The organism is Flavobacterium sp. RSP46, from assembly GCF_003984825.1.
In the GTDB taxonomy this organism is placed as follows: domain Bacteria; phylum Bacteroidota; class Bacteroidia; order Flavobacteriales; family Flavobacteriaceae; genus Flavobacterium.
This window is the reverse complement of record NZ_RYDM01000003.1, coordinates 43,922-64,442: the sequence shown is the minus strand read 5'-3', so window position 1 is coordinate 64,442 and position 20,521 is coordinate 43,922. Positions and strand designations below refer to the sequence as shown.

22 protein-coding genes and 1 pseudogene are annotated in these 20,521 nt (G+C 33.9%); 8 read left to right on the top strand and 15 right to left on the bottom strand.

The genetic code is table 11. The features are described 5' to 3' along the window. Positions 1-6 precede the first annotated feature (6 nt). From EKM01_RS06525 to EKM01_RS06510, 5 genes and pseudogenes are all read right to left on the bottom strand, one after another. Positions 7-1,443: a glycosyltransferase family 2 protein gene (locus tag EKM01_RS06525; RefSeq protein WP_126462297.1), complete on the bottom strand. Its 1,437-nt coding sequence runs from the start codon at positions 1,441-1,443 to the stop codon at positions 7-9. Positions 1,444-1,445: 2 nt separating this feature from the next. Next, positions 1,446-2,549 (bottom strand): hypothetical protein, encoded by a 1,104-nt coding sequence (locus EKM01_RS06520; protein WP_126568580.1) that lies wholly within the window; start codon positions 2,547-2,549, stop codon positions 1,446-1,448. Positions 2,550-2,581: 32 nt separating this feature from the next. Next, entirely contained in the window at positions 2,582-2,950 is a 369-nt protein-coding gene (locus EKM01_RS06515) for a response regulator transcription factor (RefSeq protein ID WP_126462291.1), read from the bottom strand. Next, positions 2,943-3,071, bottom strand: a complete 129-nt coding sequence (locus tag EKM01_RS14915; protein WP_255416239.1) for a hypothetical protein — start codon at positions 3,069-3,071, stop codon at positions 2,943-2,945. Before EKM01_RS14915 ends, EKM01_RS06515 begins: the two co-directional genes overlap by 8 nt. Positions 3,072-3,320: 249 nt before the next feature. Continuing rightward, a pseudogene (locus EKM01_RS06510) lies at positions 3,321-3,699 on the bottom strand (IS1595 family transposase); the annotation flags it as partial. Between the two features lie 340 nt (positions 3,700-4,039). Between EKM01_RS06510 and EKM01_RS06505 the strand changes: the two are divergent. Next, positions 4,040-5,214 (top strand): IS3 family transposase gene (locus tag EKM01_RS06505; protein WP_233584118.1). Its coding sequence is split into 2 segments (ribosomal slippage): positions 4,040-4,307 and positions 4,307-5,214, totalling 1,176 coding nucleotides; the frame shifts between segments, so codons are not numbered across the junction. 168 nt (positions 5,215-5,382) lie between these two features. On the opposite strand, the gene EKM01_RS06500 is transcribed toward EKM01_RS06505, so the two are convergent. Further along, complete coding sequence (locus EKM01_RS06500; protein ID WP_126767493.1) at positions 5,383-6,147, bottom strand: TIGR02757 family protein; 765 nt, start codon at positions 6,145-6,147, stop codon at positions 5,383-5,385. A 77-nt stretch (positions 6,148-6,224) separates the two neighbouring features. Beyond that, positions 6,225-6,887 (bottom strand): ABC transporter ATP-binding protein, encoded by a 663-nt coding sequence (locus tag EKM01_RS06495; RefSeq protein WP_126454557.1) that lies wholly within the window; start codon positions 6,885-6,887, stop codon positions 6,225-6,227. Positions 6,888-7,032: 145 nt separating this feature from the next. Between EKM01_RS06495 and msrA the strand changes: the two genes are divergently transcribed. Next, complete coding sequence (gene msrA, locus EKM01_RS06490; protein ID WP_126767490.1) at positions 7,033-7,680, top strand: peptide-methionine (S)-S-oxide reductase MsrA; 648 nt, start codon at positions 7,033-7,035, stop codon at positions 7,678-7,680. A 44-nt stretch (positions 7,681-7,724) separates the two neighbouring features. Further along, a complete protein-coding gene (locus tag EKM01_RS06485) occupies positions 7,725-8,024 on the top strand; it encodes a hypothetical protein (RefSeq protein WP_126462282.1) in 300 nt (99 codons plus the stop codon). 16 nt (positions 8,025-8,040) lie between these two features. Here EKM01_RS06485 and EKM01_RS06480 read toward each other — a convergent pair whose 3' ends face one another. From EKM01_RS06480 to EKM01_RS06460, 5 genes are all read right to left on the bottom strand, one after another. Next, positions 8,041-8,343 (bottom strand): DUF6787 family protein, encoded by a 303-nt coding sequence (locus EKM01_RS06480; protein WP_126462279.1) that lies wholly within the window; start codon positions 8,341-8,343, stop codon positions 8,041-8,043. Positions 8,344-8,375: 32 nt separating this feature from the next. After that, complete coding sequence (locus tag EKM01_RS06475; protein WP_126767487.1) at positions 8,376-8,810, bottom strand: DUF6146 family protein; 435 nt, start codon at positions 8,808-8,810, stop codon at positions 8,376-8,378. A gap of 118 nt (positions 8,811-8,928) precedes the next feature. Beyond that, entirely contained in the window at positions 8,929-9,879 is a 951-nt protein-coding gene (locus EKM01_RS06470; RefSeq protein ID WP_126454547.1) for a D-2-hydroxyacid dehydrogenase, read from the bottom strand. A 113-nt stretch (positions 9,880-9,992) separates the two neighbouring features. Further along, complete coding sequence (gene serC / locus EKM01_RS06465; RefSeq protein ID WP_126462272.1) at positions 9,993-11,063, bottom strand: 3-phosphoserine/phosphohydroxythreonine transaminase; 1,071 nt, start codon at positions 11,061-11,063, stop codon at positions 9,993-9,995. Positions 11,064-11,156: 93 nt separating this feature from the next. Beyond that, on the bottom strand, positions 11,157-12,215 hold the full coding sequence (locus tag EKM01_RS06460; protein ID WP_126767485.1) for an acyl-CoA reductase: 1,059 nt from the start codon (positions 12,213-12,215) through the stop codon (positions 11,157-11,159). Positions 12,216-12,351: 136 nt separating this feature from the next. Between EKM01_RS06460 and EKM01_RS06455 the strand changes: the two genes are divergently transcribed. Further along, the gene (locus tag EKM01_RS06455) at positions 12,352-12,702 is read left to right on the top strand and encodes a 4Fe-4S dicluster domain-containing protein (protein WP_126454541.1); all 351 of its coding nucleotides are present in this window, start codon (positions 12,352-12,354) and stop codon (positions 12,700-12,702) included. A 54-nt stretch (positions 12,703-12,756) separates the two neighbouring features. Here the strand turns inward: EKM01_RS06455 and EKM01_RS06450 are convergent, their stop codons facing one another. The 3 genes from EKM01_RS06450 to EKM01_RS06440 all read right to left on the bottom strand — a co-directional run bounded on the left by EKM01_RS06450 (position 12,757) and on the right by EKM01_RS06440 (position 15,306). Then, positions 12,757-13,497 carry a class I SAM-dependent methyltransferase gene (locus EKM01_RS06450; RefSeq protein ID WP_126462264.1) on the bottom strand — a complete coding sequence of 247 codons (741 nt, stop codon included), beginning with the start codon at positions 13,495-13,497 and terminating at the stop codon, positions 12,757-12,759. Between the two features lie 493 nt (positions 13,498-13,990). Then, the gene (locus EKM01_RS06445; protein ID WP_126767482.1) at positions 13,991-14,776 is read right to left on the bottom strand and encodes an anti-sigma factor domain-containing protein; all 786 of its coding nucleotides are present in this window, start codon (positions 14,774-14,776) and stop codon (positions 13,991-13,993) included. Continuing rightward, on the bottom strand, positions 14,776-15,306 hold the full coding sequence (locus EKM01_RS06440) for an RNA polymerase sigma factor (RefSeq protein ID WP_126462259.1): 531 nt from the start codon (positions 15,304-15,306) through the stop codon (positions 14,776-14,778). Before EKM01_RS06440 ends, EKM01_RS06445 begins: the two co-directional genes overlap by 1 nt. A gap of 233 nt (positions 15,307-15,539) precedes the next feature. On the opposite strand from EKM01_RS06440, the gene EKM01_RS06435 reads away from it, so the two are divergent. The 4 genes from EKM01_RS06435 to EKM01_RS06420 all read left to right on the top strand — a co-directional run bounded on the left by EKM01_RS06435 (position 15,540) and on the right by EKM01_RS06420 (position 20,427). After that, a complete protein-coding gene (locus EKM01_RS06435) occupies positions 15,540-16,193 on the top strand; it encodes a DUF4331 family protein (protein WP_126462256.1) in 654 nt (217 codons plus the stop codon). 64 nt (positions 16,194-16,257) lie between these two features. Then, positions 16,258-16,812, top strand: coding sequence for a DUF4331 family protein (locus EKM01_RS06430; protein ID WP_126767479.1), 555 nt, complete (start codon positions 16,258-16,260; stop codon positions 16,810-16,812). A gap of 99 nt (positions 16,813-16,911) precedes the next feature. After that, positions 16,912-18,207 carry a lipopolysaccharide assembly protein LapB gene (locus tag EKM01_RS06425; RefSeq protein ID WP_126767476.1) on the top strand — a complete coding sequence of 432 codons (1,296 nt, stop codon included), beginning with the start codon at positions 16,912-16,914 and terminating at the stop codon, positions 18,205-18,207. A 6-nt stretch (positions 18,208-18,213) separates the two neighbouring features. Next, positions 18,214-20,427, top strand: a complete 2,214-nt coding sequence (locus EKM01_RS06420) for a TonB-dependent receptor (RefSeq protein ID WP_126767474.1) — start codon at positions 18,214-18,216, stop codon at positions 20,425-20,427. The last annotated feature ends 94 nt before the right edge of the window (positions 20,428-20,521 follow it).

Sequence of the window (20,521 nt, the reverse complement as noted above, 5' to 3'; positions counted from 1 at the left end):
TTGCGTTTAATTAGATGCTTTAGTCATTCCTTTTCGGGTCATTTCTCCCCATTTTTTCTTTTTATTAAAATAGTAATCGCTATTCCCTTGAATCGCTGCATATAAAATAAAGGGATGATTGACAAATGGTTCTAAAAAAGCAATTAGCAATAAGTGAACGCCTGTTCCTTTCTTTTTATACTGATGATAGGTGAGTTCTTCTGTAATTAAGGATATTAAAGAAAAAAAAACGGTAAATAAATAGGCTAAAAGTAAAAAGGCAAGTGAATAATCCCAGCGTACTTGATTAAACACAATAAGAATTCCAAAATAGAGCAGACCTGCCACTTCTATGATAGGAGCCATTCTTTCGAAAAAAAACCAATAGGGATAACTCAGCATTCCCAGCGCCTTGTATTTTGGATTAAATCCAACTTTTCGATGTCTTCTCAAAGTTTCAATAGTTCCGCGAGTCCATCTGTTTCTTTGTGAAATAAATGTTTTATAATTATCAGGTGCTTCCGTCCAACACAGCGGATCAGGAATATAGGCAACTTTGTATTTTTTTTTCTGTTCTTCCATGTAGCCTCTCATTCGTACTACAAGTTCCATGTCTTCTCCTACCGTACGGATGTCATAACCGCCTACCCTGATCGCAATTTTTTTGTCAAACAAGCCAAAAGCGCCGGAAATCACTAACAACCCATTAAGTCTGCTCCAGGCCATTCTTCCTAATAAAAAAGCACGAATGTATTCTAGGATCTGGCCTTGCTCTAGTAATTTTTTAGGAAAATTGATATCTTGCAACTTGCCTTCTTTGACAATGCATGAATTCGAAATTCTAATGACTCCTCCAGCAGCAATAACTCTTCTGTCAGTAGTTTCAAGAAAGGGTTTAATCATTTTTTGGAGTGAATCTTCAAGCAATAAACAATCGACGTCTATGCAGGCAACATACTTACTGTTGCTTATATTAAGGCCCATATTCAAAGCATCTGCTTTTCCTCCGTTTTCTTTGTCAACAACAATTAATTTTTCAAATGCAGGATTTGTTGATTTGTAAATTCCTTTTCTGAGCGGTCTGGTTGGGATTTGTTCGTTAATAAGCAAGGATACGGGCACTAGTTCATACACCAGAATGAGTTTTTCTAAACTGTCATCTTTGCTACCGTCATTTACTATAATTACATCATAATTTACGTAGTGGTTTGACAATAAAGAGCGTACGTTTTCAACGATATTTAAACTTTCATTATAGGCTGGAGCTATAATTGAAATGGAAGGGGAGCTATTTGAAGATAATATTTCTATGTAATTCACAAAACTGTTTTTTCGTTTGTATTCTATTGTTTCTACAGCAGAAATGGCGGCAAGTATGAGATAAGACACTATAGCCGTCATGCTATAAATAAAAAACAAATAATGGATTGTTTCAAATATAATTTGTTCAGTACTGTTTCCCATACTTAATTGTTTTCAATAAAATTAACAATTTTCAAAAATTGTGGATCAGAAGATTCTAATTTAAGCAGATTGAATTTTTCGGTATTAAGGATTTTTAAAATTTTTAATGAGGAAACCTTAATTTCAAAAATTGTATAATGTATGTATTGCATCAGAAACAATTCGTCACTGGTTTCATATAAATTTTCCATCATTTTAAAAAAAGCAATTTGTTCCTCCGGACTGCGTTGCTCTATATTGATTTTCAAAATTTCTTTGGCTTCTGAGGCATTTAAATAACTCAATACTTGAATGGACTCTAGTCTTATTTTTTTATTAATGTGGTACAACAAATGGATTAGTTCCTCTTTTGCTTCAAACTGATTGTACGTTTTTGCTAGTTTCAAAGAAAATATGACTACTGAATCATTAGGGGAACCCAACCAGGATTTAATATTAGAGATATTCTGATTTTCCAGTCTTTGTAGGACTTCTAATAATTGAATCTGATCCCATTCAGACAGTTGTGTTTCTAAAATGTCTAAAAAATTCAGTCCTTCAAAATAAAATAAATTGACCATATACAATTGCATTTCTTTTCGAACCTCTCTTCGGGGATGGTTTATGTGAACAATCACTTCATCATGTGCTTCCTTTACCTTAAATTGCTTTAATTCCCGGATTACTTTGGCAATAATATACCATTTTTTATGCTTTAATTGCGATAAAGTGTAGTTGATAAGACCAGTTTGAAAATAGAGTTTTTGAATAGATTCATCAATTTCTCCTGAAACCTCATTTTTTAACTTTAGCAAAACAGCAATTAAAATTTTTCGTTTGAATAGATCCGTTAGAGAGTCTTTTAATTCATCTATTATCACTTGCTGTTCCGGACTGATCTCTTGTTCTTCATCTCCAGAATATAGATATCGGATTAGAAGCGTTTCATATTTGCTTTCATATTCAGCCGTAATCCGTTCTTTTTTTCTCAGATGGCTTCTCAAATATTTCAAGTATAGTATTAGAGGAAGAAGAATAAGAATAAAAAGACCACTTATCATCCATGCCACTTGAATGATAAGTGGTGACCCATTGAAATAGTCAAGTAAGTAATAATTTGTATTCATATAGCAACCCCAGGGTTCTTTATAGGGACTTGTTAGCGCAATAATCTTTTTACTCTAATCACTAGTTCGTTAGGACTTAAAGGCTTACTCATAAAATCAGTAGCGCCTAAATCAAATGCTTTAAGAACAATTTCCTCTTGTCCCGCCGATGAAAAAACGATGATTGGGATTTGTAGGTTCAATTTATTTCTTACATAGCTGATAACTTCTAAACCACTAATAAAAGGCATCATGATATCAGTCAAAATTAAGTCAGGATTGTGTTCTTCTATTATTTCAAGTGCTTCTTTTCCATTTACAGCTGTCAGGATTTTATAGCCCTCTTTTTCCAATCGAAACTTTAATAATAATAAAAAAATAGAATTATCTTCAGCCAAGACGATTTTTTTCAAATCACTCATTGTCTACTGCTTTTAATTTTGGGAATAAAGTACGGTTTTTGTCTTTTATTTTTAAGGGGAAAAACAGTATAAGTTCGTCCATTTTATTTAGTTTTTGTACTGTTATAAATTTTTGTTTCATGGATTATATTTGGAAAATCTAAATTAAAATTATTATTAATATTTAATTAAGTAATGAGATTAAAATAATGTTGTATTTGTTTTTAACTCAACCTCAGTCTTTATTATAGGTTTGACATTATAATACGCAACAATATATCGTTCCTATTACTTATATACGCAATCGCATATTGAATAGTTTTTATTTTTAATGAATTAGTTTCTTGAGGTCGGTATCTAACCGCATATTATTTCTTTATGACAAATATTATCTGCCTTTCTCCAAACCACCAACAACGGATTCATCTACATTTATAATCCCTTTCATGGAAAATTTTTACTTGATTTCATTGCTTCTCGAACTTTTTACATAAACATTCTTGCTATTTTTTTTTGAACTCCAAATTGAACACCCATTTGAGATGCAGAAAGACTTTTTGTGGTTGTAGCCATTTCAAAGCAAATGAAAAATGCTTTTCTTAATCCAAATTTTACTTTATGGAATAGCGTATTAGCCATAGTTTATTCAGTATCATTACAAATGTTTTAGGTTCTTGTATAGTCTTTGCGAATTTGACTTTTAGTATGACTACAGTTTCTACAAACATACTTCTCTGAGCATTTTATTTTTAAAAGGTATTATTACAAATTTAATCACTATTAAAGCGTTCAGCAAACTCTATAAGGTTTTGACCTTTGGGAATTACCATTTTATCGGTCTTTTATAGACTTTAAATATATGAAATTTAATACTGACCTCAATACTTTTTTATCCAAACAAATTTTTTGTTTTTTTTAAAGTCAAAATTTTTGGTTTGGAGCCATCATTTTAATCGAAAAGAAGACAAAAGAATAGGTGGCTTTCAAGATCCAATAAATAGAATTTTAAAAACACAATTGTAAAGGATAAATATTTTAAGCGAAGATACGCAAGTGGACATGCTAACTTAGCCATCACATTAAGTTAAGAAATAATCTTAATTTTAGCCTATGAAACAAGTCCGCAAAATTTATGATAAAGCTTTTAAAGAAAAAGCCGTTCAATTGAGTTATGATAGAACAAATGTATCAGAACTCGCCAGAGAATTGGGAGTCACAGCACCACAGTTGTATAAATGGCGTAAAGAGTTTGAGGAATTTGGAGAAGGAAGTTTTCCTGGGAAAGGAAATTTAAAACTCACTCCCGAGCAAGAAAAAATCCACGAACTGGAGAAAAGACTCAAAGATGCCGAGTTAGAACGTGATATATTAAAAAAAGCAATCGGCATTTTTTCCAAGAGCGGTCGATGATTTATAGTTTCATAAAAAGCAATGAACAACTATTCCCGATTGAAAAAATGTGCAAAGTTCTACAAGTGAGCAGCGGAAGTTATTACCGATGGAAAAAACAAGCAATCACAGCAAGACAACAACTAAAAATTACCATAAAAGAACAGATAACATTGATTTATTTTGCAGCCAAGCAAAGATATGGAAGTCCTAGAATAACATTAGAACTTCTGAGTATTGGTTATAAAATTTCAAGAATTACTGTAGCAAAATATATGAAACAGTTAGGCTTGCGAAGTAAATTAAGCAAGAAATTCAAAGTGACGACCAACTCAAATCATAATTACTTAATCGTCGAAAATATATTAAATAGGGAGTTTGTTGTCAAAATGCCTTCAAAAGTTTGGGTTTCTGATATCACCTATATTCAAACTAAAGAGGGATTTGTATACCTGACAACTATTATGGATTTATACGACCGAAAAATTATAGGTTGGAGTTTGAGCGATGGAATGAGTACAGATGAAACTACGCTTGGAGCTTGGAAAATGGCCGTTAAAAACCGAAATATTGAGGAAGGTTTGATTTTTCATTCCGACAGAGGTGTTCAATATGCTAGCAAAAAGTTTGTAAATGTTCTTGATTCCTATAAAAAAATAACCCGCAGTATGAGTCGCAAAGGAAATTGTTGGGATAATGCAGTAGCGGAAAGCTTTTTTAAATCCTTGAAAACGGAATTGATTTATGGAAACAAACTGATTTCAAAAGAACAAATGAAACTGGAAATCTTTGAATACATTGAAATTTGGTACAACAGAAAAAGGAGACATTCTGCTTTAAATTATGCAACTATTGAAGAATTTAACAATCAAATTAATTACAAAAATGTAGCTTAACTTAATGTGCAGTTTTTATTTGCATATCCACAAGTAGGTTTTCATCAAGTTTAAGTTCGATTTTTCTAAGGCTATTTATGACAGATGAAATTTTCGGGTTATTTTAATGTAAACTATTTTACACCATAGAAAAAAAATCCCCTAAAATTAAATTAACTTTTACCCCTGCTAAAATCCCTCGAAAATCCCCAGTCCAAACAAAGCAAAATCATATTTAACAGGATCTATACCATCTAATTTACGAAGGTTTGTATCTAATTCAGACAAGGCTTTTCCATCATTTTGTTTGCGTGTCAAGAGACCTAATTTTCGGGCTACATTACCGGAATGTACATCCAAGGGACAAGATAATGAAGCGGGAGAAATGCTTTTCCAGATTCCTAAATCGACTCCCTTATTATCTTGACGAATCATCCACCTGAGGTACATGTTAATTCTCTTTGCTGCTGAATTGTTCAGCGGATCGGAGATGTGCTTTTGGGTCCTGTGCGGGTGCGGAATTTCAAAAAATATTTTCTTGAATTCATGGATGCTTTTTTGCATCGAATGGGTTTCCTGATGTTTGCTGAAAACCGCTTCTAAACCACCATGATTGGCATAAACGTGCTGTAAACTTCTGATGAAACTAGCAAAATCCTGTCCGTTGAAAGTGCGGTGTACAAACAATTCCAATTGTTCCAAATCATTTTCTGTATGTGACATGACAAAATCATACGGTGCATTTCCCATTAAATCCATCATGCGATGTGAATTTTTGATAATCATCTTACGGTTTCCCCAAGCAATAGTAGCGCTGAGAAAACCGGAAATTTCAATGTCTTCTTTTTGTGAAAACAAATGCGGGATTTGTACCGGATCACTTTCTATGAAATCAAGTGTGTTGTATTGTAGGACTTTTTCGTCGAGGAAATCTTTAAGTTCTGATGGATTCATTATTGAGGATGACTTTGGATACTACTTTGTTTTAGGAAGTACAGCTAGTTCTTTCAAGGTATAGCTGGAAATAGCTCCTAATTACTAATCAAACCGTCTACCATTATTAGTTTTCTGTCGGCCATATTGGCTAATTCCTCGTTGTGTGTTACAATTACAAACGTTTGTCCCAATTCATCACGCAGTTTGAAAAATAATTGATGTAGGTTTTCAGCAGAAGCCGTGTCTAGATTCCCGGAAGGCTCATCAGCAAAAATGATAGCAGGTTTATTAATAAGCGCTCTGGCCACCGCCACACGTTGCTGTTCGCCGCCGGAAAGCTCGTTGGGTTTGTGATTCATTCTATGGGAAAGACCAAGATAAGTCAGTAGTTTTTTAGCTTCAATTTCCGTTTCAACTTTGGGCTTATTAGCAATGAAAGCAGGTATGCACACATTTTCTAATGCGCTAAATTCTGGTAACAATTGGTGAAATTGGAATATAAAACCTAAATTTAAGTTTCTGAATTTGGATAAGTTTTTGTCATTCATCGTCAGAATGTCCTCATTGTTGATGCGCAATTCAATTCCGTTTTCAAGGCTTGGCTTGTCTAAAGTACCAAGGATTTGTAAAAGTGTTGTTTTTCCGGCTCCTGAAGCACCAACGATAGAGACAATCTCTCCTTTTTGAATATGTAAATCAACTCCTTTCAACACATGGAGTTGATCGTAATATTTATGTAAATTTTTGGCTTGTATCATTATAATCTATTTTTACAAAGAAACAAAGATTTTCATGATTATGAATTGGAACACCGTTTATTTTCCTTTGACAAACTATAAACTTTAGTTAAGAGTGGATATTCACAACGATTTAATGAATAAATTTGATCTTAAATAATAGGTTATGAAAAAAATAATTGGGATTTTTTTAGCACTATTGCCTTTTTCATTTTGTGCAAAAGAAAAAAATAGTACTTTGCCTAAAAGTATAGAAACAAAAAATATGGAAATACAAAACAAAATGGAAGTTGCCACCTTCGCGGGAGGTTGTTTCTGGTGTACCGAAGCAGTTTTTTTACAACTAGACGGCGTGAGCAAGGTAGTTTCAGGATATATAGGCGGAAACACAGTAAATCCTACATATCAGCAAATAGGTACTGGTGACACTGGTCATGCCGAAGCGATTGAAATTACTTTTGATCCTAATAAAATAAGTTTTGGGGAGCTGTTGGAAATATTCTTTGCCACACACGATCCTACAACCTTGAACCGTCAGGGGAATGATATTGGAACGCAATACCGAAGTGAAATTTTTTACCACAATCCTTTCCAGAAACAGTTATCCGAGGATTATATGGCTTTGATGACTACGGAAAACACATTTGAAAAACCAATTGTTACTAAAATTTCATCAGCAACAAAGTTTTATGTAGCGGAGGATTACCATCAAAACTACTACAATCAGAACAAAACACAAGGATATTGCAGTTATGTGATCACACCCAAAATTGATAAATTAAAAAAAATATATCAGGATAAACTCAAAAAATAATTGGCACTAGATTTGTACGCATTCCAAAATAAAATCAAAATTCTATGACAGAACAGGTTTCCGTTAGCGCAGAAAGTAGCAAGACCAGAAATCTCTTTTTAGGAATTCTGTTTGATGCCATCGGTATGCTTTCGTTCGTTGTCCCTTTTATAGGGGAGTTTTCAGATGTAATTTGGGCTCCTCTAGCCGGTTTTTTGATGACATGGATGTATAAAGGAACAATTGGACGGGTAGGAGGAGTGATTACTTTTCTGGAAGAAATTTTACCGTTTTCGGATTTTATTCCCACCTTTACCTTAACTTGGATTTACAAGTATGTAATTAAAAACAAAAACGCCTCGTAATTCGAGGCGTTTTTAGTTATTTCTTAAAAATAAATTCTAATCCCATGCGTTTAAGCATCTTTTTTTCGAAAGTCCAAAAGAATTTGAACTGTCCGAACAAAAAGCCTATTAACACTAATAATACTTGATAGATGGGGAAAATTAGAACTAACCGAACAGGAGTAAACCAATGCCCTAATTCTTCGGAAGTAATTCCCAGCCAAAAACAAAAAGGTTCGGACAACCATGCCGATGCGGATCCGGTTATTGCAAAAACAATAAATATAAGGGTAAGTTGGAAATTAGTTTCAATCCCCCAACGCTGTTTCAGTTTGTTCATTTTTATTTATAATCAATACAAAGATAGTGACATTATCTGATGGGGACAAAACCAAAGAATTTTTGTTTATGCGTGTTTTGAAAATAAATCATATAATTGTAGATCAAATAATTTACTTCATACCCATAATCAATGTTAAGGTCATAATTGATTGTCAATTCATACAAATTGGGATCATAGCGTTGCGGTTGCAACACCCGACTGTTCCATTCCATCACATAAAGTTGGTTTTTGCTTTCCAAAAAATGTTGGGAATGATAATTTCTTGGAAAAGCCCTTGAGTTAAGCCACATGCTAAAACCGGGATCAATAATTATCACCTCGTATTCCAGTTCCTCATTTGCAATGCGAACTGTGTCGCTTTGAGCGGCAACAGATTTTTCAGTACTTGGAAATGCAGTTTTAGAAGATGTGCATCCCAAAATCACACAAAAAATAACGATAATGATGCAGTAACTTTTTTTCATGATAAAAAATTGAATTATAAAGTTACGAAAAACAAATCATTGATTGGTAGGATTTTAAACAAAAAAAGAGGCTGTTTGTATCAAACAGCCTCTCATTAAATATTTAATTTGAAAAACACTAACCTAATATACTAATAATTTGGGAAGCTAATTCAGTCCCAATTCTATCTTGTGCTTCTCCTGTTGCCGCTCCAATATGTGGAGTCAACGAGATTTTATGATGCATCAAAATAGCCATTTCAGGAGTTGGTTCATTTTCAAAAACGTCTAATCCTGCAAATAATACTTTTCCGCTGTCTAATGCTTTTACTAATGCAACTTCGTCAATAACACCGCCACGGGCACAGTTTACAATTCCTACACCCTCTTTCATAATAGCAAGTGCTGCCTCTCCAATGATGTAACCATCTTGTGCAGGAACGTGTAACGTAATGAAATCAGCTTCTTTGAATAAAGATTCTAATGATTGAGAAACGATTGTGGTCGTGATAGCTTGTCCGTCAAAAAATTCGACTTTAACATCTACTTGCGGGATAAAACTATCGGCAGCAATCACTTTCATTCCTAGTCCTAACGCCATTTTAGCGGTAGCCTGACCAATACGGCCAATTCCAACAATTCCCAGTGTTTTTCCTCTTAGTTCAATTCCGTTCGCATAAGCTTTCTTCAAACCATCAAAGTTGGTATCTCCTTCAAGCGGCATATTTCTGTTCGAATCATGCAAGAAACGAACGCCGGAAAATAAATGTGCAAAAACCAATTCAGCCACTGATTCTGAGGATGAAGCTGGAGTATTAATCACGTGAATCCCTTTGCTTTTAGCATAATCCACATCAATATTATCCATACCTACACCACCACGACCTATGATTTTCAGCCCTGGGCAAGCGTCAATGATATCTTTCCGAACTTTAGTTGCACTTCGTACCAAGACCACACTTACATTATTTTCGTTTACAAAATTAGCCACTTGTTCCTGTGCTACTTTTGTTGTTATTACTTCAAATCCACCTTTTTCTAAAGCTAGAATTCCACTTTTAGAAATTCCGTCATTGGCTAATACTTTCATTTGTATTTTATATTTAAAGATTGAAAAATTTAAAGATTCAATCTATGTTGTTTAATGTGTGATTGATTAAAAATTGATTTTTCAAATCTTTAAATCATTCAATATTTTAATTTTTAAATTCCTTTTTCCAAAGCCTGCATTACATCCACTAATACTTGAACACTTTCTAACGGGAGTGCATTGTACATAGAAGCTCTGTAACCACCTACTGAACGGTGTCCGGGCAAACCTGAAATTCCCGCTGCTTTCCACATTGCATCAAATGTGGCAGCATGTGCTTCATCATTTAATAAGAAAGTAGCATTCATGTTCGAACGATCTTCAACAGCTGCAGCGCCTTTGAATAATGGGTTTCTGTCAATTTCTCCGTAAATCAACGCTGCTTTAGCATTGTTTATTTTTTCAATAGCGGCAATACCACCAAGATTTTTCAACCATTGTAAGGTCAACAAGGAAGCATAAACCGGAAAAACAGGGGGTGTATTGTACATACTTTCTGCTTTGATATGTTTAGTATAATCCAACATGCTTGGGATTATTCTACCACTTTTACCCAAGATTTCTTCTTTTACAACAATCAGGGTAGTTCCTGCTGGTCCCATATTTTTTTGGGCTCCGGCATAAATCAAATCAAATTTAGAAAAGTCTAATTGTCGTGAAAATATATCAGAGCTCATGTCACATACAATTGGCATGTCCAACGCCGGGAATTCCTTCATTTGTGTACCAAAAATAGTGTTGTTACTCGTGCAGTGAAAATAATCAGCATCTGCTGGTACTGCGTATCCTTTTGGAATATGATTGTAATTTTCGTCTTTTGAGGAAGCAACAACTACTGTGTCACCAAAAAGCTTAGCTTCTTTTATAGCACCAGCTGCCCAGGTTCCGGAATCAAGATACGCCGCTTTTCCGCCCTCTTTCATCAAGTTATAGGGAGCCATAATAAATTCTAGACTCGCTCCGCCTGCCAGAAATAAGGCGCTGTAGCCTTTGCCTTCAAGTCCTAAAAGTTCAATAACCAGTGTTCTCGCTTCGTCCATAACGGCAACAAAATCCTTGCTTCTGTGTGATATTTCTAAAAGGGATAATCCGGAATCATTAAAATTTAAAATAGCTTGTGCTGATTTTTCAAAAACTTCTTGCGGTAAAATACAAGGTCCTGCGCTGTAGTTGTGTTTTTTCATGGTGTAGTTTATGTCCAAAAAATTAAAGTGCAAATTTCGACAATAGGAGTTTAAAAAACGTTAATTAATTCGGAATAATTGTACTTTTTTCAGCTATATTGTTAACAAAAACGAAATAGTATCGGTATTATCTGCATAATTCCATAATTGGGGATTTTGAGTTTGTCCAAAAGCCACATTGTCATCAATCGTTCTATCCGCTACAACACATTGTATTTGCTCACTTTCTAATTTTAATTTTGTTTTTAATTCATTAATGTCGTCATAAAACTCATAAAAGACACTTGAAATTGGCGAGGCATGACTTTGATCTTCTTTTAAAGTCAGAAATCCATTGTCCAGTAATTTGAAATTACTCATCAGAAAAACCGCCTTATTGTAATCGTAATTGTTAGCATATTTTTCGTAATGAATGACGTCTTGGTACACAAATATGGCTTCAAAAAACGGAACAAACGAATATCCTTTTGGCACAAAAAGTTTAGAAACATTGCGGCAACCCAATCCGAAATAGCGAAAAATATCTTCGCCTAAAGCAGTAAGTTGTTCTTGGGTTTCATTTCCGGTTAAAACCGCTACTGAATTTCTGCTTTTTCTAATAATAGACGGTTTGTCTTTAAAATAATATTCAAAATAACGGGCTGTGTTGTTGCTTCCTGTGGCAATAACGGCATCAAAATTCTCTAATTTTCCATCTACAAAGGTAATATTCTTAGCTAATCCTGGTTGTACTGCAATGATGTATTTAGCTAAAAAAGGTAATAAATGCTGGTCATTTGACGATGTTTTAACCAACACATTATTTCCTGTAATTAGAACCGATAGAAAATCGTGAAAACCCACCAACGGAATATTTCCGGCAAGAATTAAGGCGATGTTTTTAGATTCTTGTATTGGAATAGTATAACTGGAAAGCCATTGGTTTAAGTTCTTTTCTGTCAGAGCTTCTGCCCAAGAATGTATCGAGAAATAGACGTTTTCTGGGGTGTACCAGCCATTATGCGATTGCGATAATTGTACCAAGTCAACAAAAGCATCAAAAAACGCTTCGTTGTGCAAAACAGTCGGATTTTTTAACGTGTTGTTTTCGGAAAACTGACTTAAAAATTTCCCTAATTCAACAAAAACACTTTTTTTTGTTTCTAATGTCATAATGTTTGCTTATGAATAGTTTTGATTGTAATTTTGCACAAAAATAAGCATAATTATGTCGAAAGTCAAAAGTCCTAATATCAAAAGAAAATTTGATATTTTACCTTTGATATTTTGACTTTAAAACAATAAAAAGATGGCAATTATTATAACAGACGAATGTATCAATTGTGGAGCTTGTGAGCCCGAGTGCCCAAATACAGCAATATATGAAGGAGCAGACGATTGGAGATACAAAGACGGAACAAAACTGAAAGGGAAAGTGATTTTGCCTGATGGGTCCGAAGTAGATTCTGATGAGGCTCAAACTCCAATTTCTGACGAAGTGTATTATATCGTACCCGGAAAATGTACGGAGTGTAAAGGATTTCACGATGAGCCACAATGTGCGGCTGTATGCCCGGTAGATTGCTGTATTCCGGATGACAATCATGTAGAAAGCGAAGAGACTTTACTGAACAGACAAGCGTTTTTACACAATGAATAGCAAATAATTTTGTATTGATATAAATCCTGAGTCTGATGCTCGGGATTTTTTTTTCTATTTTTTTCGTGCAACAATAACATACGTATCGTAAGCGTAGGTTTTTCTATCGATGGTTTGAATGATTTCAAAGTCATTTAAATATAAAAATAGTTGTATTTCGTTTAAGGTAAAAACACGAACGGTAGAAAAATCATCGGCAATTATTTCTTTTTTATCATTTTTCATGGTGTAATAAAGTGCTGTCCAATCCAGCATGAAATTTTCTAAGGCAGTTGTTCTCCACTTGCTGTTGCGATAGTAGTCTATTCCTTGGTAGGTAGCTTCGTGAAGTGTTACAGGATTTTCTTTAATAAAAGGGATAAATCTATTAGCATCTATAAAGTCAAAAATGAGAATTCCCTCTTTACTCAGGTTTTTATAAATAGAACAGAACGTATTATTTAGATCTTGATTTGTTATCAAATAACTGGTAGAGCGTCCCGTAATTAATATGGAATCAACAGGTTTTTGTAGTTTAAAATCCCTCATGTCTCCCAGAATAAAAATCCCATTTTCATTTCTTTTTTTGGCAATTGCAATCATACTTTGGCTGTAATCCAAACCAATATAATCGATGTAATTTTGTAAAAACCGTTTGGCTAGATTGCCTGTTCCACTGCCAATTTCCAAAACTGTTTTGCACTCGTGTTCCTTAATTAAATTGGTATAGAATTGATATTCTGCATCATAATCAATAAAGGTTTGGTACATGGCGTCAAAAATTGAGGCCATTTTTCCATCATAAAGATTTGCCATGATAAGGTGTTTTAAAGACTAAATTTAGGGAGAATAAATGATATAAAAAAAGGGTTGTCTCAAATTAAAAATAAACCAGTCACTATTGTTTGTATTTTGAATTGGGAAAACCTATGATTTCCAAAGATCTATTTCACTCTCAAGGAGGTGAATTTGATAAAAAGTAAAAAGCAGCGATGGAATAGGAATTTCTTTCTCCCGGAATAACTTCTTGTTTTTCGTATTTGGTTGTGCTTTGAGGATAATTTGATGTATACTCACTTCAATTACTTCGTGAAATAGATGGACTAGCGGCACTAAGTCTTGTCTTGAAGAAGGCTAAAGCTTTATTTGCTTTTGATGAAAGGCTTTAAAAACAGGTTTTTGAAATTACATAGTATGGATTAAAAACCAGAAAATCGTAAAAATAGAATGCTTATTCTGTTAATTTGAATATATAAATAGGCTGTCCTTTTGAGATAGCCTATTTATATTGATCCAAAAAAGGAATTAGTTATACTTTTCCTAAGGTGTATAATTGTTCCATTGTAGGAGTCAAACTTCCGCCTGCGGGTTCTAATGTAATTCCAAAGGCTTCCGCTTCATTAGCATTATTTACTGCAAATAATTTTTGTTCATTTACATCAAAATCTTCTAATAATCCAATGCTGGTAGGAGTCAGCGGACTTAATTTTAACGCCCAAACCTGATATACCATTCCTTCTGGCGGTTCTGGCAAGCCTGCAGCATCAATATAAACCACTTTGGTGTCTTGATTCCAGTATACTTTTGCAAAGGATTCCGGAGCTACAGTTTGCCCTCCAAGAGCTACTACCGTATTTTTAGTATCCCTTACAACGGCTAAACTCGTTTCAATTGTTGTATTTTTTAATTTTAAGACATTAAATTCTTTTTCTAATTTAGCTTTCTCAATTGCTGTAGTAGCAACTTGTGTATTGGTCTGATCCAGTTGATTGTATTGGTACCCAATACCAACTAATAATAGTATAGCTGCAGCCCAACCAATGTACTGAGCTCTATTGTTAGTAGGTTGTAATGGTATGACTTGAGCATGTTTAAGTTCTAGCTTTTCTTTTATTTTTTCGAAATTAGCTACAGAATGAAAGGGTGAAAAGCTGGATGATATAGCAATAATCGCTTTCTCAATAGCAATAATTTCTGCATTTATTTCCGGATTGTTTTTCGCCATAGTGGTAACTTCTTCGTTTTCGGGTTCACTCAGTAAACCGTAAACGTAAAACTCCAGAATTCCTGATTCGATATATTCTTTTATTTCCATTATACTTTCAAATAATTTCGTAGGTCATTAATACAATTTCTATTTTGTGTTTTTACAGTTCCTAAAGGTATTGCCAACTCATCCGAAGCTTCCTGCTGGGTGTAACCTTTAAAAAAAAGTAAATCTATTATTTGAATACATTTTGGTTTCAGTCTTTTTACAAATTCCTGCAACCCTATTGTATCCACTTTGTCAGACAGTTTGTTGCTGTCTTCAAAATGATTTACGAAATTATCTGAAGAAAGGTTTTTTTGACTGTTATTAAAATTTTTAGAACGTAATTTATCAATAGAGGTATTTCTGGCAATGTTTAGAATCCATGTGTAGAACCGACCTTTACTTTCGTGATAGGAATCAATGTTTTTCCAGATTTTGACAAATACATCCTGAAGTACATCTTCAGCTTCTTCTCTGTTTTTTACGAGAACATTGATCACGGAAAATAAGCTTTTCGAATACATATCATATAGATGTGTAAATGCCCTTTCATCTTTCTTGTAAATTAAGACTAACAATTCTTCTTGGCTCATACTATTTTTTATTTATCTCTTACAAATTTATACAATCTTACTTTACAATTGACCTTTTTTATGATTAGTAATACCAAAAAAAATAATTTTTAAAATAATTGAATTTTATTTAAGTATTTAAAATATTGATTGTAAGCAACTTAAATAAAAGTCTATTTTTTTTTAGGGTTAAAAAAAACCAAATCAAGTACAATCCCGTAAATGCTTGTATAACCTTTTAAATTTATAATAAAATGAAAAAATCAAAAATGATTTTAGGTCTTTCGCTAGTGGCGGTTTCAGGCTTAATTTTAGTAGCTGCGGATCACATTGATGCTCCTGCTACAGCATCGGGTGGTGCAAATGATATTACTGACGTGTACGCTTTTCAAGGGCAAGACACTAATAATTTAGTTTTTGCTGTAAATACACAAGGCTTGTTAAGTCCAAATGCAACTGGTGCTGCAAAATTCGATGAAAACACAATGATCGAAATTAATATTGACAACAATGGTGACAATGTTGAGGATTTAGTGATCCAAGCTATCAAAAGAGATGACAAGATGTATTTCTTTGGTCCGGTAGCTCCAGGTACTCCAGGAACTTCAAGCACGATTAAAACGGCTGCTGCCTCAGGAAGTGTTACCATATCTTCTTATGGAGCTGCTGCATTAACGGCAGAGAATAATGGAATGAAATTTTTTGCAGGACCAAGAGACGATCCCTTCTTTTTTGACTTAGGTCAATTTAAAGCTATTCTTGCTGGTACAGCAACTGGATTCAAGAATCCTGGAACAGATACTTTTGCAGGGACTAATGTGCTTTCAGTAGTTGTAGAAGTTCCTAAAGCAATGCTAGGTACTTCAGGAACAGTAAATGTTTGGGCAGAAACCAAGAAAAAACAATAACTATTTTAATTTTAAAGTATGAAATCGGAATCTACGATTTTTAAAATAACTAAATACAAACGTCATGAGTAAAACAAATAAATTCAAAATTATAACAATCGCATTAATAACTGCAGTTGTTTCAGTAAATTGTGATAATAATGATTCAGATTCTGTTTCTGAACCAAGTATTAATTTCACAGGTACTTTTGTACAGCAAGATCAAATGGCTAGACCGGCAATAAACACTGTATTTATTGCTTCAGGATCTCCTAAAGATGAATTTAACGGTACCATTCCTTCAGCAATGGGTGCTAAATATCAATCTGTTTTTCAATCTAGATTAATGGCCTTGAATCCAGGGTATACTACTAATGCATTAGGACAAACGGCTGCTCAGTTTACCGGTCTTTTAGCTACGGATGTATTAGGAGTTTCTAAAACAGCAAAAACAACTTTCTTTGATGGGACTAATATTTTGACAGGAAGAGCTTTGGCTGATGATGTAATCGATGTGGAATTATTATTGATTTTTGGTGGATCAGCGGGTACTTCAAATCCAGGGCTTACTAAAGATAATGTGAATTCAAATGATAAAACATTTAGCACAACTTTCCCATACCTAGCTTCTGCTTGGTAGTATTTTCTTAAAAAAACAGAGCGCTTTATTTAATAATCTTCGCTCTGTTTTTTTATTTTTAAAACAAACAAACAAACAAACAAACAAAATAATTAGAGTATGAAAACTTTAAAAATAATTCCATTTTTGGTTTTCACAATCCTATTAATATTCGGTTGCGAGACTAAATCAGAACAAATTACAAATGCAGATGATTACATGAAATATCTGGGTTTAAAAGATAATAAATCAGTCACTTTTGCTCAGAATGAAATTGATTTTTGGCAAAAAAAATTCGATGCAGCACCCAATCAAATTAGTTATTTAAGTCAGATAGCGGCTAATTACAGTACCCTTTTTGAATATACAGGCGATATTAAAAACCTATATAAAACGGAAGAATTATTAATACAATCGAACGAAGCCTACGATTATTCCAGAGTGTCAACGGTTCGATCTTTAGCAAGAAATTATATCTCTCAGCATCGTTTTAAAGAAGCGTTGGTATTAGCTAATAAAGCATTAGCTATAGGTGAAGGAAAAAAAGAAACTCAAAAATTACTTTTCGACGTTCAAATGGAACTTGGGAATTATCCGGAAGCAGTCAAAAATTTGAATGTGATTAGGGATATGAATAGTTTTGATTATTTGATTCGCTTGGCAAAATGGAACGATCACAAAGGCGATCTTGAAACAGCTATCACTTTTATGGAAAAAGCCAGAGATATTGCTGAGAAAGAAGATAATAAGGTGCTTAAAATTTGGTCCTATTCGAACTTAGGTGATTTTTATGGTCATGCTGGCAGAATTCAGGATTCGTATGACAGTTTCTTAAAGACAGTAGCACTAGATCCTAATTATTCCTATGCTCTAAAAGGAATTGCCTGGATTGTTTTTTCGAAAGAAAGAAACACTGAAGAGGCGAATCGAATTATTGATGCTATTGCCACCACACACAACACTCCAGATTTTTATTTATTAAAATCTCAAATTGCTCAATTTGATGGAAATAAAAGTGAAGAAATAAAAAATAGAAACGCTTATTTTTCGATGATGGAGAAAAATAATTATGGTGCGATGTACAACAAATACAATGCTTTGATTTATGCTGAGGACAAAAAAACGGCGCAAAAAGCAATAGAAATTGCTAAGATTGAAGTAGCACACAGGCCCACTGCTGATTCCTATGATTTATTGGCCTGGGCGTACTTAAATGTAGGCGATAATAAAAAGGCTTTAGAAATTGCTCAGCTTCATGTAGCAGGGAAATCCTTTGAGCCAAAGATTCAATACCATTTAGCGATGATTTATAAATCGAATAATTTACCACTCAAAACCAAACCTATCAAGGACGAATTACTGTCTAGTTTGTATGAATTGGGGCCTAACTTTGAGAAAAAGGTAAACCAATTATAATTCATTATGAAAAATATTGTTTTAGTATTGATTTCCCTTTTTGGGCTGTCCTCTTACGCCCAAATTCAAAAGGGAAAAATTTTGGATCGTGATGGAAATCCAATTGAAAATGCCTATTTAGTCAATACAAATTCTGAAAGTCATGCCCACACTAATGAATTTGGATTGTTTAGTTTGGATAAAACGATTTTGGGAGATGTAATCAAAATAACTGCTTTAGGGTATAAAAAAACAAATTTCATCCTGAATTTTTCCGAGGAGGTAATTGTGATGGAAGATGATATTTTTAGATTGAATGAAATTGTTATCCAACCAAAACTTTCGGCGATGAATGTCATTTCAAAAATAGATTTAGAAACCACTCCTGTAAATTCGTCGCAGGAAATTCTTCGAAAAGTTCCGGGATTATTTATCGGGCAACATGCCGGTGGGGGAAAAGCAGAGCAAATATTTTTAAGAGGTTTTGATATTGATCACGGCACAGACATTGCTATTTCAGTAGACGGAATGCCGGTTAATATGGTGTCTCACGCTCACGGTCAAGGTTATGCCGATTTGCATTTTGTAATTCCGGAAACAGTAGAAAAAATAGATTTTGGAAAAGGAACGTATTATGCCAACAAAGGGGATTTTGCTACGGCGGGATACGTTGCTTTCCAAACTAAAGACAAAATCGAAAAAAGCAGTATTGGTATCGAAGTCGGACAATTCAATACCTTAAGAACAGTTGGGCTTTTTAACCTTTTGGGGAATCAAAAAACACAAAGTGCTTATATTGCCACAGAGTATATCCTGACAGACGGTCCGTTTGAATCTCCTCAGAATTTTAACCGAATTAACATATTAGGAAAATATTCGGCTTTTTTGAAAGATAACAGCAAGTTTTCAATCTTGGCTTCTCGCTTTTCCAGCAAATGGGATGCTTCAGGCCAAATTCCGCAACGGCTGATTGATGATGGAACGATTTCAAGATTTGGCTCTGTTGACGATACTGAAGGCGGAAATACATCCAGAACGAACTTCAATGCCAGTTTGAGTAAATCTATTGACGAAAATACATTTCTGAAAGCAAATGCTTTTTATTCAAAATATGAATTTGAATTGTATTCTAACTTTACTTTTTTCCTAAATGACCCCATCAATGGGGACCAGATTAAACAGAAGGAAAACAGGGATATTTATGGAATGAATGCTGAGTTGAACAAGAAAACGAAATGGAATGATACCAATGTTTTGTTCCAATTTGGAGCTGGTTTCCGTACGGATGCCACAACTGATACGGAACTTTCGCATACGTTGAATAGAAGAACTGTTCTTGAAAATATACAATTAGGAGATATTGATGAGTCTAATTTGTTTACGTATTTGAACTCTGAGTTTACTTTTGGAAAACTGATAATTAATCCGGCCATTCGATTGGATTATTTCAAATTCAATTATCAGGATAAATTGATGGAAAATTATAAAACAGCATCCGAATCGAAAGTAAAGTTTTCTCCAAAACTGAATTTTATTTATTCACAAAATAACAATTTGCAGTTTTTTATAAAATCAGGAATGGGTTTCCATTCGAATGATGCCCGTGTGGTGGTTCAAAACAATGGGAAACAAATACTACCAACTGCAATAGGAACGGATATAGGGACCATTTTTAAACCATTTCCAAAATTGATTGTCAATGCTGCTTTATGGTATTTGTACTTAGAACAAGAATTTGTTTATGTGGGAGATGCCGGAATTGTTGAACCAAGCGGACAATCAAGACGCATGGGTGCTGAACTAGGATTGCGGTATCAATTGAACGATTGGTTGTATTTTGATACGGATGCTAATTATACTTATGCCAGAAGTATTGATGAGCCCAAAGGGCAGGATTACATTCCGTTAGCACCGGATTTTACCACAACTGGCGGATTAAGTTTCCAAAAAGTGAATGGTTTTTCGGGAGGAATTCGGTATCGGTATCTAAAAAATCGCCCGGCAAATGAAGATAATTCGATTGTTGCCAAAGGCTATTTTATATCCGATTTGAATGTTAACTATCAATATAAGAATATGAATTTTGGAATTTCAGTAGAAAATATTTTTGATACTGAATGGAACGAAACCCAGTTTGCCACTGAATCCAGATTACAAAATGAACCACAAAGTGTCGAAGAAATTCATTTAACTCCAGGAACGCCTTTCTTCATGAAAGGAAAAATAACGTATACTTTTTAAATACCACAGTAAGATTTGTTGTTTATTTGTTTGGGAGTCTAGCATTTTCATGATGTTAGGCTCCTTATTTTTTTAACTGTTGTTTAACAAAAAA